Source organism: Legionella wadsworthii DSM 21896 = ATCC 33877 (assembly GCF_000701265.1).
GTDB classification, from domain to species: domain Bacteria; phylum Pseudomonadota; class Gammaproteobacteria; order Legionellales; family Legionellaceae; genus Legionella; species Legionella wadsworthii.
Genome location: NZ_JNIA01000024.1, coordinates 105,634 through 121,871 on the forward strand (window position 1 = coordinate 105,634; position 16,238 = coordinate 121,871).

A 16,238-nucleotide genomic window follows, 5' to 3' on the forward strand; every position below is an offset into this window, starting at 1 on the left:
ATCTAAATCTGGTTGATTTTAATTAAGGATGAGTAAACAATGGCTGGCACAAGCTTATTCGCGCTGATTGATGATATTGCCTCTGCGCTTGATGATATTTCAATAATGACCAAAGTCGCCACAAAAAAAACTGCAGGTGTTTTGGGTGATGATTTGGCACTTAATGCACAGCAAATTATAGGAATTCATGCAGAAAGAGAATTACCAGTGATATGGGCTGTCTCCAAAGGCTCTGCCATTAATAAAATCATATTAATTCCTTTAGCTCTTTTAATAAGCTTTTTTATGCCCATACTCGTTAACATTCTATTGATGATAGGCGGATTATATTTGTGCTATGAAGGTTTTGAAAAAATTATCAACAACTTTCATAAGAATAAAGGCCATGGAGGAGATAAGATTAATTTAGAAATCTTAGATAGGGGATTATTCGAAAAAGAAAAAATAAAAGGAGCTGTCCGTACCGATTTTGTATTATCCGCTGAAATCATAGTGATTACTTTAAGTACGGTTGCTACAGCTTCATTATTCAATCAAGTGATTGTTTTAGTTCTTATCTCCTTAATAATGACTATTGGGGTTTATGGATTAGTCGCGTTCATTGTCAAATTGGATGACTTTGGACTCATTCTACTAAAAAAGAGAAATCCGTTTAAAAAAATTGGACTTCTTTTAACAGGGGTCGCTCCAATTTTGATGAAAACTTTATCTATAATAGGAACTATTGCCATGTTCCTCGTTGGTGGTAGCATCATTAATCATGGCATACCACTCCTCCATCATAAATTAGAGAAACTTACTTTTTTTATGTCATTGAGTATGAATTTCATCATTGGTTTTTTATCGGGAGCGGTTGTAACTATTTTAATTCTTTTAGTTAAAAAAATGATATCGAAATTTAAACCCAAAACTCAAGCAAGGTAGACTGGATTGAAAGTCAGTAGAAAGGTCTACTGAACACAAATTGGATCAGACCTTGAGTTTTGTATTAAGTTTTTAATAGCTTCGTAAGTTCCATCAAAATTCAAGATTTGGCACTATATGTTGCTTATTTTCAACGTCCTGCGGCTTGTCCGCAGGATCCATAGATTTAGGCACAGATTAAGATTCTGTGGATTCTGCGGACAAGCCGCAGAACGCAGGTGGTTTTATTTGTAATAAAAATAGGCAATTTTTTAACTTTTATAAGCACAATTGGCAAGACCTTGTATTTTGTGTTCTAACTTTAATAAGTGCACAAATGGGTTGGGTTTTGATATCTTTTTAAGTTTTTATAAGTTGCAATTCAAAATTCAAGTCCTGACACTCTATTATCAACGTCCTGCGGCTTGTCCGCAGGATATAGATTAGGCACAAATCCAGATCTCTGGATTCTGCGGACAAGCCGCAGAACGTAGGTGGCTTTATCTGTAATAAAAATAGGCAATATTTAAACTTTTATAAGCACAATTGGCAAGGCCTTGTATTTTGTGTTCTAACTTTAATAAGTGCGCAAATGGGTTGTGTCTTGATATCTTTTTAAGTTTTTATAAGTTGCAATTCAAAATTCAAGTCCTGACACTCTATTATCAACGTCCTGCGGCTTGTCCGCAGGATCATAGATTTAGGCACAGATTAAGATTTCTGTGGATTCTGCGGACAAGCCGCAGAACGTAGGTGGTTTTATATTATGAGTGAATCATTCAAAGAAAGGGATCACTAAAAATATATTTGGAAGGAACTCCTGCGAGAAAGATACTGGTTTTAAGTTTATTGGTCGTCTCTTTAGGACCGCATACATAGACTCTGGTATTATTTGGGTTAGTGATATATGTTAATGCTTTACGCTCAACTAATCCTTCAGGATAACGTCCCTGACTTTGCAAAACGCATGGATCATATACAAAATAATCGAATATTGCGGATAAGGTTTTCAGTTCATCCTGATAATAAATGTCCTCATCAGTCAAGCCTCCATGAACTAAAGTGATGCATCCTTGATGGTTTTGACTGAGTGCGCTCTTGATAATGGCAATGAGTGGCGCAAGCCCAGTACCAGTTCCTGCTAAGAGCATATCAAATGTTAATTGGTCCGGATTATAGTAAAAACAACGGCCAAAAGGTCCTCTAAGTGTGACCTCTGTATTCTTTGATGCCTTATTCACAAGCCATTGTCCCATGCTCCCACCTGGATAGATTTTAACGTGTAACTCAATAAATCCTTCTTGCAAAGGTACGTTGGCGATTGAATAACTTCGTATAGTGCCTTCAGGATTAATCAAACTAAGATATTGCCCAGGGATCCAATGTTTTAAATCGTCTACACCAAGTTTCACTTGCATTACATTGTAGTTAAGTGGTTTAAGTTCGATTATTTTTGCATTGATTTCGCACTCACCACTTTCTGGAGCAACGACCTGAAGAGCTGCCTCTGGTTGTGCCAGACATGCTAAAAAATAGCCTTGAGATTTAAGTGTTTCAGGTAATCCTTCTTGCCAGGATGGATGAACAACACCATCTTTAGCTTTGATCAGACAGGACTGACAAATGCCCGCCTGACAAGAGTTAGGGTAATCCACACCATGGCGCAAAAGACACTGTAATACATTTTCCTTGGGTTCTAAGGTGTATGATTGATTATTAAAATCTATGATACCCATCATCGCCCCAATACATCATCACGAACACTATTGGCAATAGCTGCCACGTGTTCGATATCCTCTGTTGCGGCTCCTAACTCCTTTAGAGTTGCCCCTAAATGTTCAATCACAATATACACGTGTGTATCATTTAATCCGCGTTTGAGTAAATGTGTATGTCCTTCGCGCATGCTTTTTCCACTGTAATGATTAGGGCCACCAAACACCATGGTTAAAAAACCTTTTTGCTTTAAGATTTGTTGCTCCATATCAATATCATCAAAAAAATGACTGACACGCTCATCCATTAACATTTTGCGATAAAAAATATCTACTGCAGTATTTACTGCATTTTGGCTTCCTAAACGCTCAAATAAAGATTCAGACATGGTATACTCCTATAAGATGTATTTGCAATACATCTTATAAAAAGAAATAATCAGAGTCAACTAACAATTTGGATTTAATGATGCAACTAACGCAATTCACGGATTATTCCTTACGCGCCTTGATCTATATTGCTCTTCGAAAAGAGACCTGTACGATAAAGGATATAACCGACGCTTATGATATTTCGAACAATCATATGATTAAAATCATTCACAATTTGTCGAAACTTGGTCTGATTAAAACCATTCGGGGGAAGAATGGTGGTATTTTAATGGCAGCCCAACCTGAGACGATTAATTTATGCCAGCTCATTACGCAACTGGAACCTCATTTTGATTTGGTACCTTGTTTTAATAAAGAAAAAGCCAACTGCTGTATTGCTCCTGTGTGTAAATTAAAGGGTATCTTGCATGAAGCCCAAGCTGCATTTATGAATGTTTTAGGACGCTACACTTTGGCTGATGTGTTACATAACAAAATTGATCTTTCTGTTTTCTTGAACATTAAATAAGGCTCAGCTGGAGTTATACGATTTTTTGGGCAAGCAAAAGTCCAAATAAGCCCGATATAGGTCTTCCCAGTTCATCTTGTTTACGTAAATGACCTACCGATTCTTTATATTCCAGTATTGACCACCCATTATCTTGATACACATGATAGAGTTCTTCTTTTTGCGGAAGAAATGTAAAGAATTCTGGAAGCGAATACAGTTCTGATTGAATAGGAAATACTAAAAAATGATATCCACCTTGTTTGGTTACTCTTTGAAGCTCAGCAAGCAACTCTGGAATGCGTTGAGGATTTAAAAACTGTAAGGTGACGGTTGAGAGGACTAAATCAAATTTTGATTTAAGACTTAAAGGTTGATTTAAATCATGTTGAAGCGTATCAACGCCAACCAGCACTTCTTTTTGGACAATGTCTTCAATCGTTCCCAGTGCTGATTGATTATGATCGATGCCAGTAACACGATGTCCCATTTTTGCTAAATGAAGCAAATTTCTCCCTGAGCCACAGCCTACATCAAGAATTGATGAATTTCTCAAATGGTGTAAATAAGTATGATAAACATACACTAAATCACTTTGTACTGCTCCTAAACCGTATTTTTTATTGAAATAACGCTGGGGCATGCAATAAAACTTAAGAATTGCCTTAAACGGTTCACTTACTGGAATTATTTTATGCCATGCAGCCGGAGGGATAAGTAATTGAGGGTGCTCTTTATCGATTCGAGTTCGTGACAGCTCTTGCCCCTGACCATTTAGGAATACAAAATCTATGATTCCTTCCTGAAGAGAAAGCTGGCCCCAAGTTCCTTCTTTAGTACTGTGTTTATCCAAGAAAAATTTCAGTTTTCCATGGCTATCAATTTCGATTTCCTTATAGCACATTAACTCGCTGTATTCTGATATCATGATGCACCTTTCATTGTGGTTATCGATAACTCTCTTATTGGTTGATATTCTTATTCTCTGTAAGTTCTGTTTCCAGTCTCGTTAAAAGAGTACGCTCATCCGCTAATCTATCTGCTAATTGATGGTTTACATCCCGATGCTCTTCCTCATCCATACGTACAGCCAATAGTATGTCTCGCAGACGTGCATCAGAAGCTAATCCCCAGTAGTTTTTAGCAATCTCAGGAGCAGGGCTATTTTCAATGCGACCAGCATCTAACTCCTGTAAATAATGGGAATAGCTAATCACTGCTTCTTCTTCAAGATAACCTACAAAACGATGGGCTGTTTTAGAAGAAATAACATACATCAATAAATATAAAACCACAAAAATAGCTTGTGCTACAAAAATAATAAATCGTTCAAACCAACTTGGTTTTGCAATATACATAAAAGTAATCAAATGCATCCGTTCATTTTCTGCTTCATCCAACAACGTTTTAATCCAGCCTTCGTCATTTTTGATTTTTCTTAAGCAGCGTAAATGCAGTAATGCAGCGCCAACCATGCCAGGGACTGCAGCTACTGTTTCGAGTACTATCGCGCGATTTCCATAACGTTTTTGAAAAAAAGTATCAGCAAAAAAACGAAAAAACTTCACAAGACCAAAAGCAAATTTATCACTGATGGTTTTAGCAGGTTTATGAATTGCTGACATGATTGCTCCTTTACGGGGGTATGGTATAGATTTATTATAATAAAGATGTATTCAAAATACAACTTTAAGTTGTTGTCTGATCTGCGTACAAGCCGCAGAACGTAGACGGTCTTCTGTGCAACAAGAATAGCCAATATTAATACGCACACAAATGTAAAGTTCTGCTTTGATTTTTTCATCCCAACGTCCTGCGGCTTGTCCGCAGGATCCAGAGATTTAGGCACAGATGCAGATACTGACTTTGCGGACAAGCCGCAGAACGTAGGCGGTCTTCAGGGTAACAAGAATAGCCAATATTTAGGAGCACACAAATGTAAAGTTCTGATTATTTTTGCATCCCAACGTCATGCGGCTTGTCCGCAGGACCCAGAGAAATAGGCACAGATTCAGATCCTGGATTCTGCGGACAAGCCGCAGAACGTAGGCGGTCTTCTGTGCAACAAGAATAACCAATATTTAGGAACACAAAAATGTAAAGTTCTGATTTGATCTTTTTGCATTCCTACGTCCTGCGGCTTGTCCGCAGGATCCAGAGATATAGGCACAGATTAAAGATCCTGGATTCTGCGGACAAGCTTCAGAAGTAGGCGGTCTTCTGTGCAACAAGAAAAGCCAATATTTATGGAGACACAAATGTAAAGTTCTGATTTGATTTTTTCATTCCAACGTCCTGCGGCTTGTCCGCAGCATCCAGAGAAATAGGCACAGATTCATAGCCTGGACTTTAAGGACAAGCCGCAGAACGTAGGCGGTCTTCAGGGTAACAAGAATAGCTAATATTTAGGTGCTCACAAATGTAAAGTTCTGATTTGATTTTTGCATTCCAACGTCCTGCGGCTTGGCAGGATCCAGAGAAATAGGCACAGATTAAAGATCCTGGATTCTGCGGACAAGCTTCAGAATGTAGGCGGTCTTCTGTGCAACAAGAAAAGCCAATATTTATGAAGACACAAATGTAAAGTTCTGATTTGATTTTTTCATTCCAACGTCCTGCGGCTTGTCCGCAGGATCCAGAGAAATAGGCACAGATTCAGATCCTGGATTCTGCGGACAAGCTGAAGAATAGTAGATGCAACCTCTGGTTATATTTTTTTGACAAATTCAGATTTCAATTTCATGGACCCTACACCATCGATCCTACAATCAATGTTATGATCACCAGAAATTAATTTAATATTCTTCACTTTAGTTCCAACTTTGATAACCAGTGAAGTACCTTTGACTTTAAGATCTTTGATAACTGTTACAGAATCACCATCATTTAATTCATTACCATATGCATCTTTGTAAGTAGTAATGTTCTCATTATCAGCTCCAATTTCTTTCGTCCATTCATAGGCACACTCTGGGCAAACAAACATCTCCCCATCTTCATACGTATATTCTGAACTGCATTTGGGACACTTGGGTAAAATGTTCAAGTTACTTCCTAATTTTGAGATTGAGGGGATACATCATACTAAAAATTAAATGGAAAAAGTATTTTATATAATACGCTGATGCTGGTTTCCTAGTTACATATTGAAATAAGGGGCCAAATGATGAAATAAATGGTCGGAAATCTCTGGATTCTCTGGACAGGCCGCAGAACTTAGGCAGTCTCATTTATCAAAAAAAATAAACAATATTAAATCGTTCATGTAGCCAGGGTAGGGGAGCCATTAAGCCCAGCCCATGCTTGCTGTGAGCTTATATTGGTCTAATTGGGCATTTATGTTATATTTCTCGCTACTTTATAAAAAGGAAAAACTAATGCTTTATTTCTTTGAAAAAAATAGTCAAATATATTCAACCAGTTCCATCGACCAACTGATTTATCATTCATTTCCCGCTGATATACAATCTCCGGAAAAAATAGCTCATTATAAAACGGTTGCTCCAGTTATATTTTCTCCGCAATACAAGGCATCTCTTTCAGTTACGACAGAAGACATCCATTTAGGCCAAGATTTTATTGATTTTTTAGCACATCATAACCTCACTTCAGCAAATAAGTACCATGGCGTCGATCTTTTATATCTCTTATCCTTAAGTCATGATACGGCTTTGCGTGCTGGAGTTTGGAAGTTAGGTTCTCAGACTCATTTAGAAGCTACAAATGTTATCAGTCGACTAGCAAAATTAGATGCTCACGATCGTGCACATCAGATGAAAGAATCCATAAGAGTATGGAAGGAATTGTTTCTAAAAGCTCAATCTGAATTGCAACTACAAGAGACAGGGAATTGCCCGGATAGCACTCGAAATATGTTGGTTCAGTTGTTTTCATCAAAAAATGACAAAACGAATGACTATGGCCAGTCTCAAAGTGACCAAAAAAGATTAGAAGCGGAACAGGAACAGTTTCGTTTGTTGGAAAGAGCTTATCACCAAAAAGAACAGGATAAGATAAACGAAATGGAATCGTACAGCCATGAAGATGAGGATTACTACATTCCACAACCGCAGTATTACTACAATTAACAATTACGGTAACAATTGTAGGCTGGATGAAAATCCCAGCCTACGCGTATTTTGAATATATTAGTTAGATAAAATTCAAACTACTTCAATTTCAACCGGAGCAAGGCCTTGTATACCGAGTTTTTTAGCGGCAGCATAAGATAAATCAATTATCCTCTTCGATAAAAAAGGGCCTCGATCATTGATTCGAACCACAATCGACCGGCCATTATTCAGGTTTTTTACCCTTACTCGTGTGGAAAGCGGAAGTGTTGGGTGCGCTGCAGTCATTGCGTACATGTTGTAGCGTTCTCCTGCTGATGTTTTTTGATTCCGTCCACGTGGCCTATACCAGGAAGCAATTCCCTTGGCTTTGTAGTGTTTGGCGGACTTCATTACATGATATGTTTTACCTCTGACCTTGTAATGATCCGGGCCATTATATTGTTGATGCGCACATGCAACCAGTAGTATTGGGAGTAAGAGGGTAATGATTCGTTTTAAGGTCATCAAAATTGCATAATAATTCATAAGTTATTTAATTTCCGAACAGATATTTAAACATAAATCGAGAGGATCTTTATAATACTTATTTTAAATATTTTTAATTAATAGATCACGAGAAACAAAGATAATTCTTGCGATGAAAATCGTCAATGGATAATGCACTTTCACTTATCCATGATTTGATGATTATATATTTTTGAATGAGCATGTACCAACAAAATTTTGATAGATAGCCTGTTATCCAGTCCATATCAAAGGATTTCTCTATACCCTTGGCGCATTTCATGTCAGGTTTAGGCTCAATTTATATAAAATGAGACATAAAAATAAATTGGTACTCCACCTCGATTGAATGTCTGTTTAAGATGAAGCGAATGAAACGAATAACGATAAAATAATGAAATTTATAACAAACAAAACGTAGGCTGGGCTTAACAGCCCAGCCTATGCTCGCTACCTCATCTACATTAAGGGACAGTTTTGTTTATCACCGGTGTTACTACAGATTGGAACTTCTGATAGTAAATCCATAAGAAGTGTTTTTATGTATTTTCTTTGCTCACTGTTAAATGCTTTATGCAAAGGGGGTAAAGTGTAATCTGTAACATGCATGAAAGTATATTGGCCATCGTCAAAATCATGATCTTCAGCATTAAAAAATTTTTCATACCATTTTGAAGCAGGACCGTAATAATGTTCGAATTCATCACAAATTATCGGATCACCTTTATGAGGGGACTTCATAATACGCATTATTTCTTCTATTTTTTTATTGTCTACTTGTTGGCTTTCCAGACGTGGGCCGTTATAGAGAACAAAAGCGTGATTCGTGCTGCCTCCGGCAACTTCAATCATTATTTCTTGTACCGTTTCTCGATGCCCTGACTTTAACTGTTCGTACAAGCTATTTACAATGCTTGCGGCAGAAGCCTCGCCACAAAATCCGCTAGATTTTTCTCTACGAATTTTTGCTACTTCAGTTTTTTGTGCAATCATTTGTATATATGCTTTAAGAGGCTCGAAATATTTATTACCTTGGAACAATGTATCTTTTTGTTGCATGAGCATACTTTCTACATTTCTAATTCTCAGGTCTATATTGGGTAAGTACTGACGCCTAATTTGCCCAACTTCATAAATATTTTGTAACACTTCAGGGTTATTCTGATAATTACCCACTACTTTATTAGCAAAAAAGCCATTGGTATTACATATTCGATTATATGTGTCATTATCATTAGTATTGTTTTTCTCTTTTTTAGAATTAGAATTATTTTTTGGCGATGTTGCTATAGCATTATTCGCTAACATCATTGTTAAAAAAAACAAGCCTTTCATTGATTTGCCTTTCATGTTTTACTCCAATGTTTCAATATCTTCAGGCGATACAGCAGAAACTGAAACTGATTATAATTAGCCAAACTGCACAAAGAATCGACAATTTAACCTAATATAGTTCATTTGTCAATCATTAGTCATTACTTTTACTCAAGGTGCATCAAATCATGTGTCTAAAAAGTTGCTTATAACTCACTTGTCAAAATGATTCTAAAGGTATCGGAATAAACTTCGGATTAAATGAGTTAACAGAATGAATGGGTAGATAAAGCAATTGATTTACAAAAAAATTTATTGTTAATAGCAGCAGTGAATACAGGGACAAATCCATTTTCATATCCCCTCCAATTCGCGAGAGCACCATTAATCTGCTAGTCTAGAAGTTATACAATGTAACAAATATGGAGATAATCATGAAACCTTATGGTTTAGACAATTGGATGGTCATGGCGAGTCAAATGCAAAAACCATTTCAAGAAATGCTGGATCTTAATGTGAATACCTTCAAAAACTTAAATTATCTTACTTTTCAGGATATTTCCTCGATGAAAGATCCGGGAGAATTATTCAATAAGCACATGAAATTACTGATGAAAAATAGCCAAATGATGCTGGATTATCTGGAACAATCCTATCAACTATGGCAATCTTCTCTTCTACCTTTTTCAAAACCTCTTAAAGAAAATGCTGTTCAATTCTTTAAAGACTCAAATGCGGAACTTTCTGAAAACAAAAAGGATGATGCTGTAAGCATGCTGAAAATGAGGAAATCGACGCAGTCTAAGAACATGGAAACTAGAAATGAAACTGCCGCGCCTCAGAAAAAAACCAAAAGCGCAAAAAAGAAGACTGAATCCAAAACCGCATCCTTACAAAATAAAGTGGTGCCTGAACAAAAAACGGTGAAGTCTATACAGAAGCAACAGGAATCTGCCCCTAAAAAAACAATCCCTAAGAGCATCAAAGAGACCCCAAAGCGTACGCAGGCCAAGTCAAATAGTAAAAACAATGCCTCTTTTCCCCAAATCAATGCAGAAAAGAAACAAAATGAATGGCCTGAGCTCAGTAAGAATATTTCGGATAAACCAAAAAAGAATTCAAAGCTTAAAATGACTCAATTAGAACGAAAAATGCAAATGCCAGATCCCAAAGCGGGATTATTATTGAATGAAATGAGCATACACAATGAGCCAGTAGATCTGAAGGAGCTTGATGTGATACCAGAGCATCATATCATTCATACCGAGCATCCCATGCCTGAGCAGGAAGGAAAAGGAAAAAATCCGTTTAAGAAATAAATGACACGAACAGGTCGGGCCTAGGCCCGACATTAAATTCAATGCTTCCCCATCCTATCTCAAAGATTAGTGAATCAATTTAATGCCCAAAATCCCAGAAATAATAAGGCCAAAGCAGCACAGTTTACTGAATGAAGCAGACTCCCCAAAGATAAATATTCCTATTAAAACTGTTCCTATAACGCCAATTCCTGTCCATACCGCATAAGCTGTCCCTAAAGGTAATTCTTTCATTGCCAGTGACAATAAGAGAATACTCAGCAGTAAAATAAATAAGGTACAGGTGGAGAGTAATACATGAGTAAAACCATTTGTATATTTCAATAAAATAGACCAACAAACTTCTAATAAACCGGCAAGAATCAAAAATAGCCAAGACATAGGACACCTCCTTAAAATGAGGCCGTCCTCAACGAGCAAAGGTAACACAGGGTCGTCCCTGTTAAAAAATAGTAACAAAACAATTCTATTGGAACAAGGTGATGCTGTCCATGAGATCAAGGCTATGGAGAAATCTTCCCAATGGTTGAGATGACGTCTTTCGAAAATTTTAAATTAGGGAATTGAATGGTACACATCCTACCTCATGCGAAAAACACGTATACGGATTCATATTTTGTTAAACGGGTACGGATATGATTGTTTCTTGAGGACAGAAATGAAGCTAAAGATGAAGGATAAGAGGTTCCATGATCATAGCTGTTGAATATGTCCCTCGTCATTTAGCTATTATTTAAGGAAACATCATGAAAACTAAAATTGAACGGGAAAGAGAAAGTCTCGATACAGTGGAGAGATTCACTCATGAACTAAGTTTGTTTTTTACGTCCCTTCTCAACGCTTCAGCGGGAAATCAGATTGAAAATCTCCCGGTCGAGCTTTTTCTGAAGATTATCTCTTCAATGGATTTATCGAATCCAGAAAATTTGACTCAATTAATGTATATTTCTAAAACATTCTGCAAGGTATTAACCAAAGACAGTTTATGGAAACAAAGTGGGTACAATAGTTATCAAGAATATTTTGAAACAAACCGTTTAAACCTCATAAAACAAATCAAAGGCGAAGGGGTTGTTTGGGCGCATCGTTTATTGCAGTTACAGGCTCAGTCAACAATAAAGATATTACTTACAGGGGATGGTGAAGTTGGCAAGAAGCTTGAATTGGCAGCAGTCAATATAGATCGAATGGGATATGCTTTTGATGGCGGGGTACAAGTAGGAATGCACCAATCTCGTCCTATCATGTTTTTTAGTCGAGTGGGGCTTCATGCTGGAGATCAAGAACTCAATCATCTACGGAAGCATTATGAAGGGTCTCAAAATACTTACAGCCGTATGTATACAAAGAATGGGCAGGAAGGTGGCGCCCAAGTCGCCTTTATTTCTATTGATTCGAAATATGACTTTAATCCAAATCAGCTCGTGAAATTTGCTTGTGATGAACAAATGGCAGGAAAATTAATCTTTGTTATCACTGATTCCCCTCTGAATAAAAAGCGGATTCATGAGGTATTGGCAACCAGTAAATACCCAATAGTGGCCGATCAGTTTGCAGGTGTTATTCAGCCCCAAGGCAGACTACCCCAAGAGTTATTTGATTCGGTTGTCATGCAAATGATGCCGTTACTTCATGAGAAAAGTTTTCCTTGCGACACTTCTGCATTTTTGGAAAAGTTAAGCTCTGACTTAATGGGCTTAATCTGTGAGGAATTAGATAAAAAAGAATTGAATAGTCTGGCTTGCGTATCCAAAAATTGCTATAGCCTTTTTAAAACAAAACAGCCTATTAAAAACACTGAAAAGAGAGTGATTAAGGAACAGGAAAACCCATTGGATAATTGCTCCATCATGTAAGCGAAGCAGCGTGAGTAATCAGAACTTGTTGTTTGTCGGGCTAAAAGCCCGACTATTATTATCGTGATGAAAAATAATCTAAAGTATAGCTGTGAAGGAACCTTTACCAAACGCACTGTCTAACATTCCCTCATTGCTGATACTCATACCATCACTGGGTTCATTCACTTTTAACTGGAAGATTCGGTGCGAGTGTATGGAATTTGCATGAAATCTCTTACTCGTATTACTTACATTGTCAGGTAGGACAGACGACCAGATTGTCCTTAATCTGTTTTAACCCCTGAGCCACTTTTTCCTGGCTTAATGCATAACAAAAACGTAATACGTGTTTCCCTTTATCGGGATTTAAATAAAAAGCCCTCCCAGGAACTACAGCAACCTTCGCCTGTTCAAGTAAGCTACGAGTCATGGCCGTATCGTCTTTAAATCCCAGGTGTGAAAAATCAGCCATAATATAATAAGCCCCTTGCGGCACGGTTACTTCAAAACCAATTTCCCTTAACTCGCGAACAATATAATCTCTTTTTTCTAAATAAGATTGACACATTTTTTGATAATAGTTTTCTTGTAATTTGAATGCATCGATGGCCGCATGTTGTAACGGTGTGGCAGGACATACATACAATAAATCTTGCAATAAAGCCATTTTTGCAATGACATGGGCCGGCCCACTGGCATAACCTAAACGCCATCCCGTCATATTGTATGTTTTGGAACAACCAGAAATTGTAATAGTACGGTTTTTGAAATTTTTTAAACAAGCAAAGGACACATGTTGAAAGCCCGGATAAGTAATATACTCATAAATTTCATCCGTGATAACGGCTAAATTATAGTGTTCGGCAATGGCACCAATTGCTAATAATTCCTGTTCAGAAAAAACTTTGCCGCAAGGATTACAAGGTGTACAAATGATAATCGCTCGAGTTTTAGGAGTCATTACTTTTTCCAGATCTTCGATTTGGAAACTCAAATCAGTTAAATTAATGGGTACCGTTTTAACATGGACTTGATACAGCTCTAAAATATTTTTGTGATACCCGTAGAAAGGCTCAAACAATATCACTTCGTCGCCTGGATTAAATAAGGCCATCGTCGCACAGATAAAAGCACCAGTCGATCCATGGGTGACTAGAACTTCGGTTTCAGGATGTACGCTAATTTGATTAAACGATTGAATTTTATTGGCGATAGCTTGTCTTAAATTGAATACGCCTTCACAAGCAGAATAGACATTTTTTTCCTGTTCAAGAGCACGAATTGCAGCTTGCTTAATTACTTCTGGTGTTGGTAAATCACAAATCCCTTGGCCTAAATTGATACCGCCCACTCTTTCACATTCTGTGCTTGCTGCACGAATACCTGATTGACACAAGGTTTCACTCGCTTTACTTGTTTTCAGCATGTTGTTCGTTCCTTTTGATTTTATCCTGTGCATAAGAAAAGATAGCCTACCCAAATCGTTAACCAATTCATTGGTGCCAATGACCCAACCAACTGTTTCAAAATCGAAATGAATCGAAAGACAGCATACCATTTAAAATTCCTACACCCAAGAAACATCTAGTCAGATTCAATTCTTCTAATTACAGATAGAATAAAGTGGATTTTGCTATGCTTCTGGACTAGTAAATGTGCCTTAACTTATAGAAATTTAAAAAGCTTTCCTTTTTAGTAATCTGAATTTGCAAAAACCATTGACGGAATTAAAGAGTAAAATGGCGGAATAATTACAACATTTTAAAACACGTCGCTCATATGAAAATAGAATGCTATAAATAACTAATAATCAGCGGAGTGTAAGATGACTCATATTGCGGACAAGGAAGGTTTTATTTTATCTATCCGTTCTCGATTGCTAATAGGCTTTACCAGTCTGTGTTTGCCTATATTGATATTAATCCTGCTTTTAATTTTGAAAATTAATAGCATCATGCAATTGAGTCAAAAGTTGGAGCTAGCAAGCCTTCCCCAAAATCTGGATTCCGAAATCTATCAACTTCAAGATATTATCGATCATTGGGAAACGGCTGGAGATCCAAAAGACCAAGAATATTTTATGCATAAGTGGGAAGAAATAAATAAAACCCAGCGACAATGGAATAAAATAATGAACTCCGAAGTTCTGCAGGATGAGCTATTACAAAAGAAATGGGAGCAACTGCGGCGGTTTTATGGACCTCTTCATGAACTTCAATCTACCTTAATGAATGCCGCAAAAAATGCAAACAATACAAATGATGTGCAATTAATTAGAAATAAAGCCAATATAATGATGGATCAAATGATAGATCTGATTGATGGTCAGTATTCGCCTGAAAGCGGAAAACGAACTGGCGGACTTTCTAATGCTCTATTATCAGAAATGAGCAAAACGACCCATATTATTTATCAGACTGTAGCGAACTTAAAGCAGTCCGCCTTTTGGTTGTTCATTTTTGCGCTTGCACTTATTTTTATTGTGCCTTATGTTACTCAGAGATCCATATTAGGTGCTGTGGATTATGTCATTAATATAGCAAAAAGAATTGCAGCAGGTGAACGAAACGTACCCATTAAGCTTCGATCCACCGGTAGGCTTGGAAAGCTCATTGTATCCTTGAAAACCATGCAAGAAGCCATTGCGGCCAATGATGAAGCCCTGAGACAACAGGAAAAAGAATCTCGAGAATTATATGAGCAATTATTGGAGTCGTCCAAAAAATTCAGAGAGTACAGCAGTAAAGTGGCTGCAGGAGATCTTAGGGAGCGTCTTGTACTTGAGGAAAACGAATTGTTATATCATCTTGGTCAGGATTTAAATTCCATGGCCGATGGATTGTCTTTAATTACAAGAAATATTACTAGTGCCAGTGGTGACATAGTGAGCAAAGTTAAAACGGTCATTACTTCTGCAGACGAACAATCAGAAAGCATCAACTCTCAAGTTTCAGCGATTCATGTCATTACTACTTCTTTGGAGGAGATTGATAAGAGTTCAAAACAGACTATGGCTAAAGCACAAGCTCTGCGGGAAGCTGCAAAAAATACATATGAACAAGGAAAATTAGGGGCAGAGTCTATAGAACGAAGCATCCAAGGTATAAGAGCATCAGAAGAAAAGATGGAACTTATTGCCCAAACAATTCTCGACTTAAACAAGCACACACAACAAATCGGGGATATCACGCGCGTCGTAAATACTTTGGCGCAACAATCCAAGATGTTGGCATTGAATGCATCAATAGAAGCTTTAAAAGCAGGGGAGGCAGGAAAAGGCTTCGTGGCAGTTGCGACCGAGGTAAGAAACCTTGCTGAACAATCAGAGCAATCTACAGTACAAGTGCAAAAAATATTAGATGATATTCAGCATGCTACCGAAAAAGCGGTTCAGGTGACTGAGGAAGGAGCCAAAACACTGGATGCAGGTACAAAGCTAATTGGAAAATCTGGCCAAGTCATTCAAACACTTAGTAAAATGATTCATGATGCTTCTATTGCCAGTCAACATATTGAGATCGCTATTCGCCAAGAAGCGGTTGGTATTGAACAAATCGTGGAAAGCATGGGCGAAATTAATCGAACGACCTCCTTATTTTCTACTGGGATTCATGAAATGATGACTTTTATTCATCATTTGGATGAAATAGCCAAACAACTTAAAAATGATGTGGGTGTGTACAAGGTTTGAT

15 protein-coding genes are annotated in these 16,238 nt (G+C 37.4%); 6 read left to right on the forward strand and 9 right to left on the reverse strand.

The genetic code is table 11. The features are described from left to right. Positions 1–39: 39 nt before the first annotated feature. The gene (locus BU07_RS0104170; RefSeq protein WP_031563850.1) at positions 40–924 is read left to right on the forward strand and encodes a DUF808 domain-containing protein; all 885 of its coding nucleotides are present in this window, start codon (positions 40–42) and stop codon (positions 922–924) included. Between the two features lie 758 nt (positions 925–1,682). Here the strand turns inward: BU07_RS0104170 and BU07_RS0104175 are convergent. After that, positions 1,683–2,639, reverse strand: coding sequence for an FAD-binding oxidoreductase (locus BU07_RS0104175; protein ID WP_031563851.1), 957 nt, complete (start codon positions 2,637–2,639; stop codon positions 1,683–1,685). Continuing rightward, entirely contained in the window at positions 2,639–3,007 is a 369-nt protein-coding gene (locus BU07_RS0104180; protein ID WP_031563852.1) for a group I truncated hemoglobin, read from the reverse strand. Before BU07_RS0104180 ends, BU07_RS0104175 begins: the two co-directional genes overlap by 1 nt. A gap of 80 nt (positions 3,008–3,087) precedes the next feature. Here BU07_RS0104180 and BU07_RS0104185 point away from each other — a divergent pair, with 80 nt between their 5' ends. After that, positions 3,088–3,519, forward strand: coding sequence for an Rrf2 family transcriptional regulator (locus BU07_RS0104185; protein ID WP_031563853.1), 432 nt, complete (start codon positions 3,088–3,090; stop codon positions 3,517–3,519). Positions 3,520–3,532: 13 nt separating this feature from the next. Here the strand turns inward: BU07_RS0104185 and tehB are convergent, their stop codons facing one another. From tehB to BU07_RS0104200, 3 genes are all read right to left on the reverse strand, one after another. After that, positions 3,533–4,426 carry an SAM-dependent methyltransferase TehB gene (tehB, locus tag BU07_RS0104190; RefSeq protein ID WP_031563854.1) on the reverse strand — a complete coding sequence of 298 codons (894 nt, stop codon included), beginning with the start codon at positions 4,424–4,426 and terminating at the stop codon, positions 3,533–3,535. A gap of 34 nt (positions 4,427–4,460) precedes the next feature. Further along, positions 4,461–5,123: an alternative oxidase gene (locus BU07_RS0104195; protein WP_031563855.1), complete on the reverse strand. Its 663-nt coding sequence runs from the start codon at positions 5,121–5,123 to the stop codon at positions 4,461–4,463. A gap of 1,082 nt (positions 5,124–6,205) precedes the next feature. Beyond that, a complete protein-coding gene (locus BU07_RS0104200) occupies positions 6,206–6,544 on the reverse strand; it encodes a zinc ribbon domain-containing protein YjdM (protein ID WP_031563856.1) in 339 nt (112 codons plus the stop codon). Between the two features lie 331 nt (positions 6,545–6,875). Between BU07_RS0104200 and BU07_RS0104205 the strand changes: the two genes are divergently transcribed. After that, entirely contained in the window at positions 6,876–7,586 is a 711-nt protein-coding gene (locus BU07_RS0104205) for a hypothetical protein (RefSeq protein ID WP_031563857.1), read from the forward strand. Positions 7,587–7,661: 75 nt separating this feature from the next. Here the strand turns inward: BU07_RS0104205 and BU07_RS0104210 are convergent, their stop codons facing one another. Both BU07_RS0104210 and BU07_RS0104215 read right to left on the reverse strand, forming a co-directional pair. Further along, on the reverse strand, positions 7,662–8,096 hold the full coding sequence (locus tag BU07_RS0104210; RefSeq protein ID WP_031563858.1) for a septal ring lytic transglycosylase RlpA family protein: 435 nt from the start codon (positions 8,094–8,096) through the stop codon (positions 7,662–7,664). Between the two features lie 438 nt (positions 8,097–8,534). Next, positions 8,535–9,425, reverse strand: coding sequence for a hypothetical protein (locus BU07_RS0104215; RefSeq protein ID WP_031563859.1), 891 nt, complete (start codon positions 9,423–9,425; stop codon positions 8,535–8,537). Positions 9,426–9,823: 398 nt separating this feature from the next. On the opposite strand from BU07_RS0104215, the gene BU07_RS0104220 reads away from it, so the two are divergent. Then, positions 9,824–10,708 carry a hypothetical protein gene (locus BU07_RS0104220; RefSeq protein ID WP_031563860.1) on the forward strand — a complete coding sequence of 295 codons (885 nt, stop codon included), beginning with the start codon at positions 9,824–9,826 and terminating at the stop codon, positions 10,706–10,708. Between the two features lie 66 nt (positions 10,709–10,774). Here BU07_RS0104220 and BU07_RS0104225 read toward each other — a convergent pair whose 3' ends face one another. Then, the gene (locus tag BU07_RS0104225) at positions 10,775–11,089 is read right to left on the reverse strand and encodes a DMT family transporter (RefSeq protein ID WP_031563861.1); all 315 of its coding nucleotides are present in this window, start codon (positions 11,087–11,089) and stop codon (positions 10,775–10,777) included. Between the two features lie 365 nt (positions 11,090–11,454). Here BU07_RS0104225 and BU07_RS0104230 point away from each other — a divergent pair, with 365 nt between their 5' ends. Next, positions 11,455–12,564 carry an F-box protein gene (locus BU07_RS0104230; protein ID WP_031563862.1) on the forward strand — a complete coding sequence of 370 codons (1,110 nt, stop codon included), beginning with the start codon at positions 11,455–11,457 and terminating at the stop codon, positions 12,562–12,564. 238 nt (positions 12,565–12,802) lie between these two features. Here the strand turns inward: BU07_RS0104230 and BU07_RS0104235 are convergent, their stop codons facing one another. Then, positions 12,803–14,104, reverse strand: coding sequence for a pyridoxal phosphate-dependent aminotransferase (locus BU07_RS0104235; RefSeq protein ID WP_051635457.1), 1,302 nt, complete (start codon positions 14,102–14,104; stop codon positions 12,803–12,805). A gap of 267 nt (positions 14,105–14,371) precedes the next feature. Here BU07_RS0104235 and BU07_RS0104240 point away from each other — a divergent pair, with 267 nt between their 5' ends. Continuing rightward, positions 14,372–16,237 (forward strand): methyl-accepting chemotaxis protein, encoded by a 1,866-nt coding sequence (locus BU07_RS0104240; protein WP_031563864.1) that lies wholly within the window; start codon positions 14,372–14,374, stop codon positions 16,235–16,237. Position 16,238: the final 1 nt, after the last annotated feature.

Bases quoted from the DNA above. Each gene is read 5' to 3' on its own strand.
- BU07_RS0104170 (WP_031563850.1), top strand. From the start codon at position 40: ATGGCTGGCACAAGCTTATTCGCGCTGATTGATGATATTGCCTCTGCG.
- BU07_RS0104175 (WP_031563851.1), bottom strand. From the start codon at position 2,639: ATGGGTATCATAGATTTTAATAATCAATCATACACCTTAGAACCCAAG.
- BU07_RS0104180 (WP_031563852.1), bottom strand. From the start codon at position 3,007: ATGTCTGAATCTTTATTTGAGCGTTTAGGAAGCCAAAATGCAGTAAAT.
- BU07_RS0104185 (WP_031563853.1), top strand. From the start codon at position 3,088: ATGCAACTAACGCAATTCACGGATTATTCCTTACGCGCCTTGATCTAT.
- tehB (WP_031563854.1), bottom strand. From the start codon at position 4,426: ATGATATCAGAATACAGCGAGTTAATGTGCTATAAGGAAATCGAAATT.
- BU07_RS0104195 (WP_031563855.1), bottom strand. From the start codon at position 5,123: ATGTCAGCAATTCATAAACCTGCTAAAACCATCAGTGATAAATTTGCT.
- BU07_RS0104205 (WP_031563857.1), top strand. From the start codon at position 6,876: ATGCTTTATTTCTTTGAAAAAAATAGTCAAATATATTCAACCAGTTCC.
- BU07_RS0104210 (WP_031563858.1), bottom strand. From the start codon at position 8,096: ATGAATTATTATGCAATTTTGATGACCTTAAAACGAATCATTACCCTC.
- BU07_RS0104215 (WP_031563859.1), bottom strand. From the start codon at position 9,425: ATGAAAGGCAAATCAATGAAAGGCTTGTTTTTTTTAACAATGATGTTA.
- BU07_RS0104220 (WP_031563860.1), top strand. From the start codon at position 9,824: ATGAAACCTTATGGTTTAGACAATTGGATGGTCATGGCGAGTCAAATG.
- BU07_RS0104225 (WP_031563861.1), bottom strand. From the start codon at position 11,089: ATGTCTTGGCTATTTTTGATTCTTGCCGGTTTATTAGAAGTTTGTTGG.
- BU07_RS0104230 (WP_031563862.1), top strand. From the start codon at position 11,455: ATGAAAACTAAAATTGAACGGGAAAGAGAAAGTCTCGATACAGTGGAG.
- BU07_RS0104235 (WP_051635457.1), bottom strand. From the start codon at position 14,104: ATGGTATGCTGTCTTTCGATTCATTTCGATTTTGAAACAGTTGGTTGG.
- BU07_RS0104240 (WP_031563864.1), top strand. From the start codon at position 14,372: ATGACTCATATTGCGGACAAGGAAGGTTTTATTTTATCTATCCGTTCT.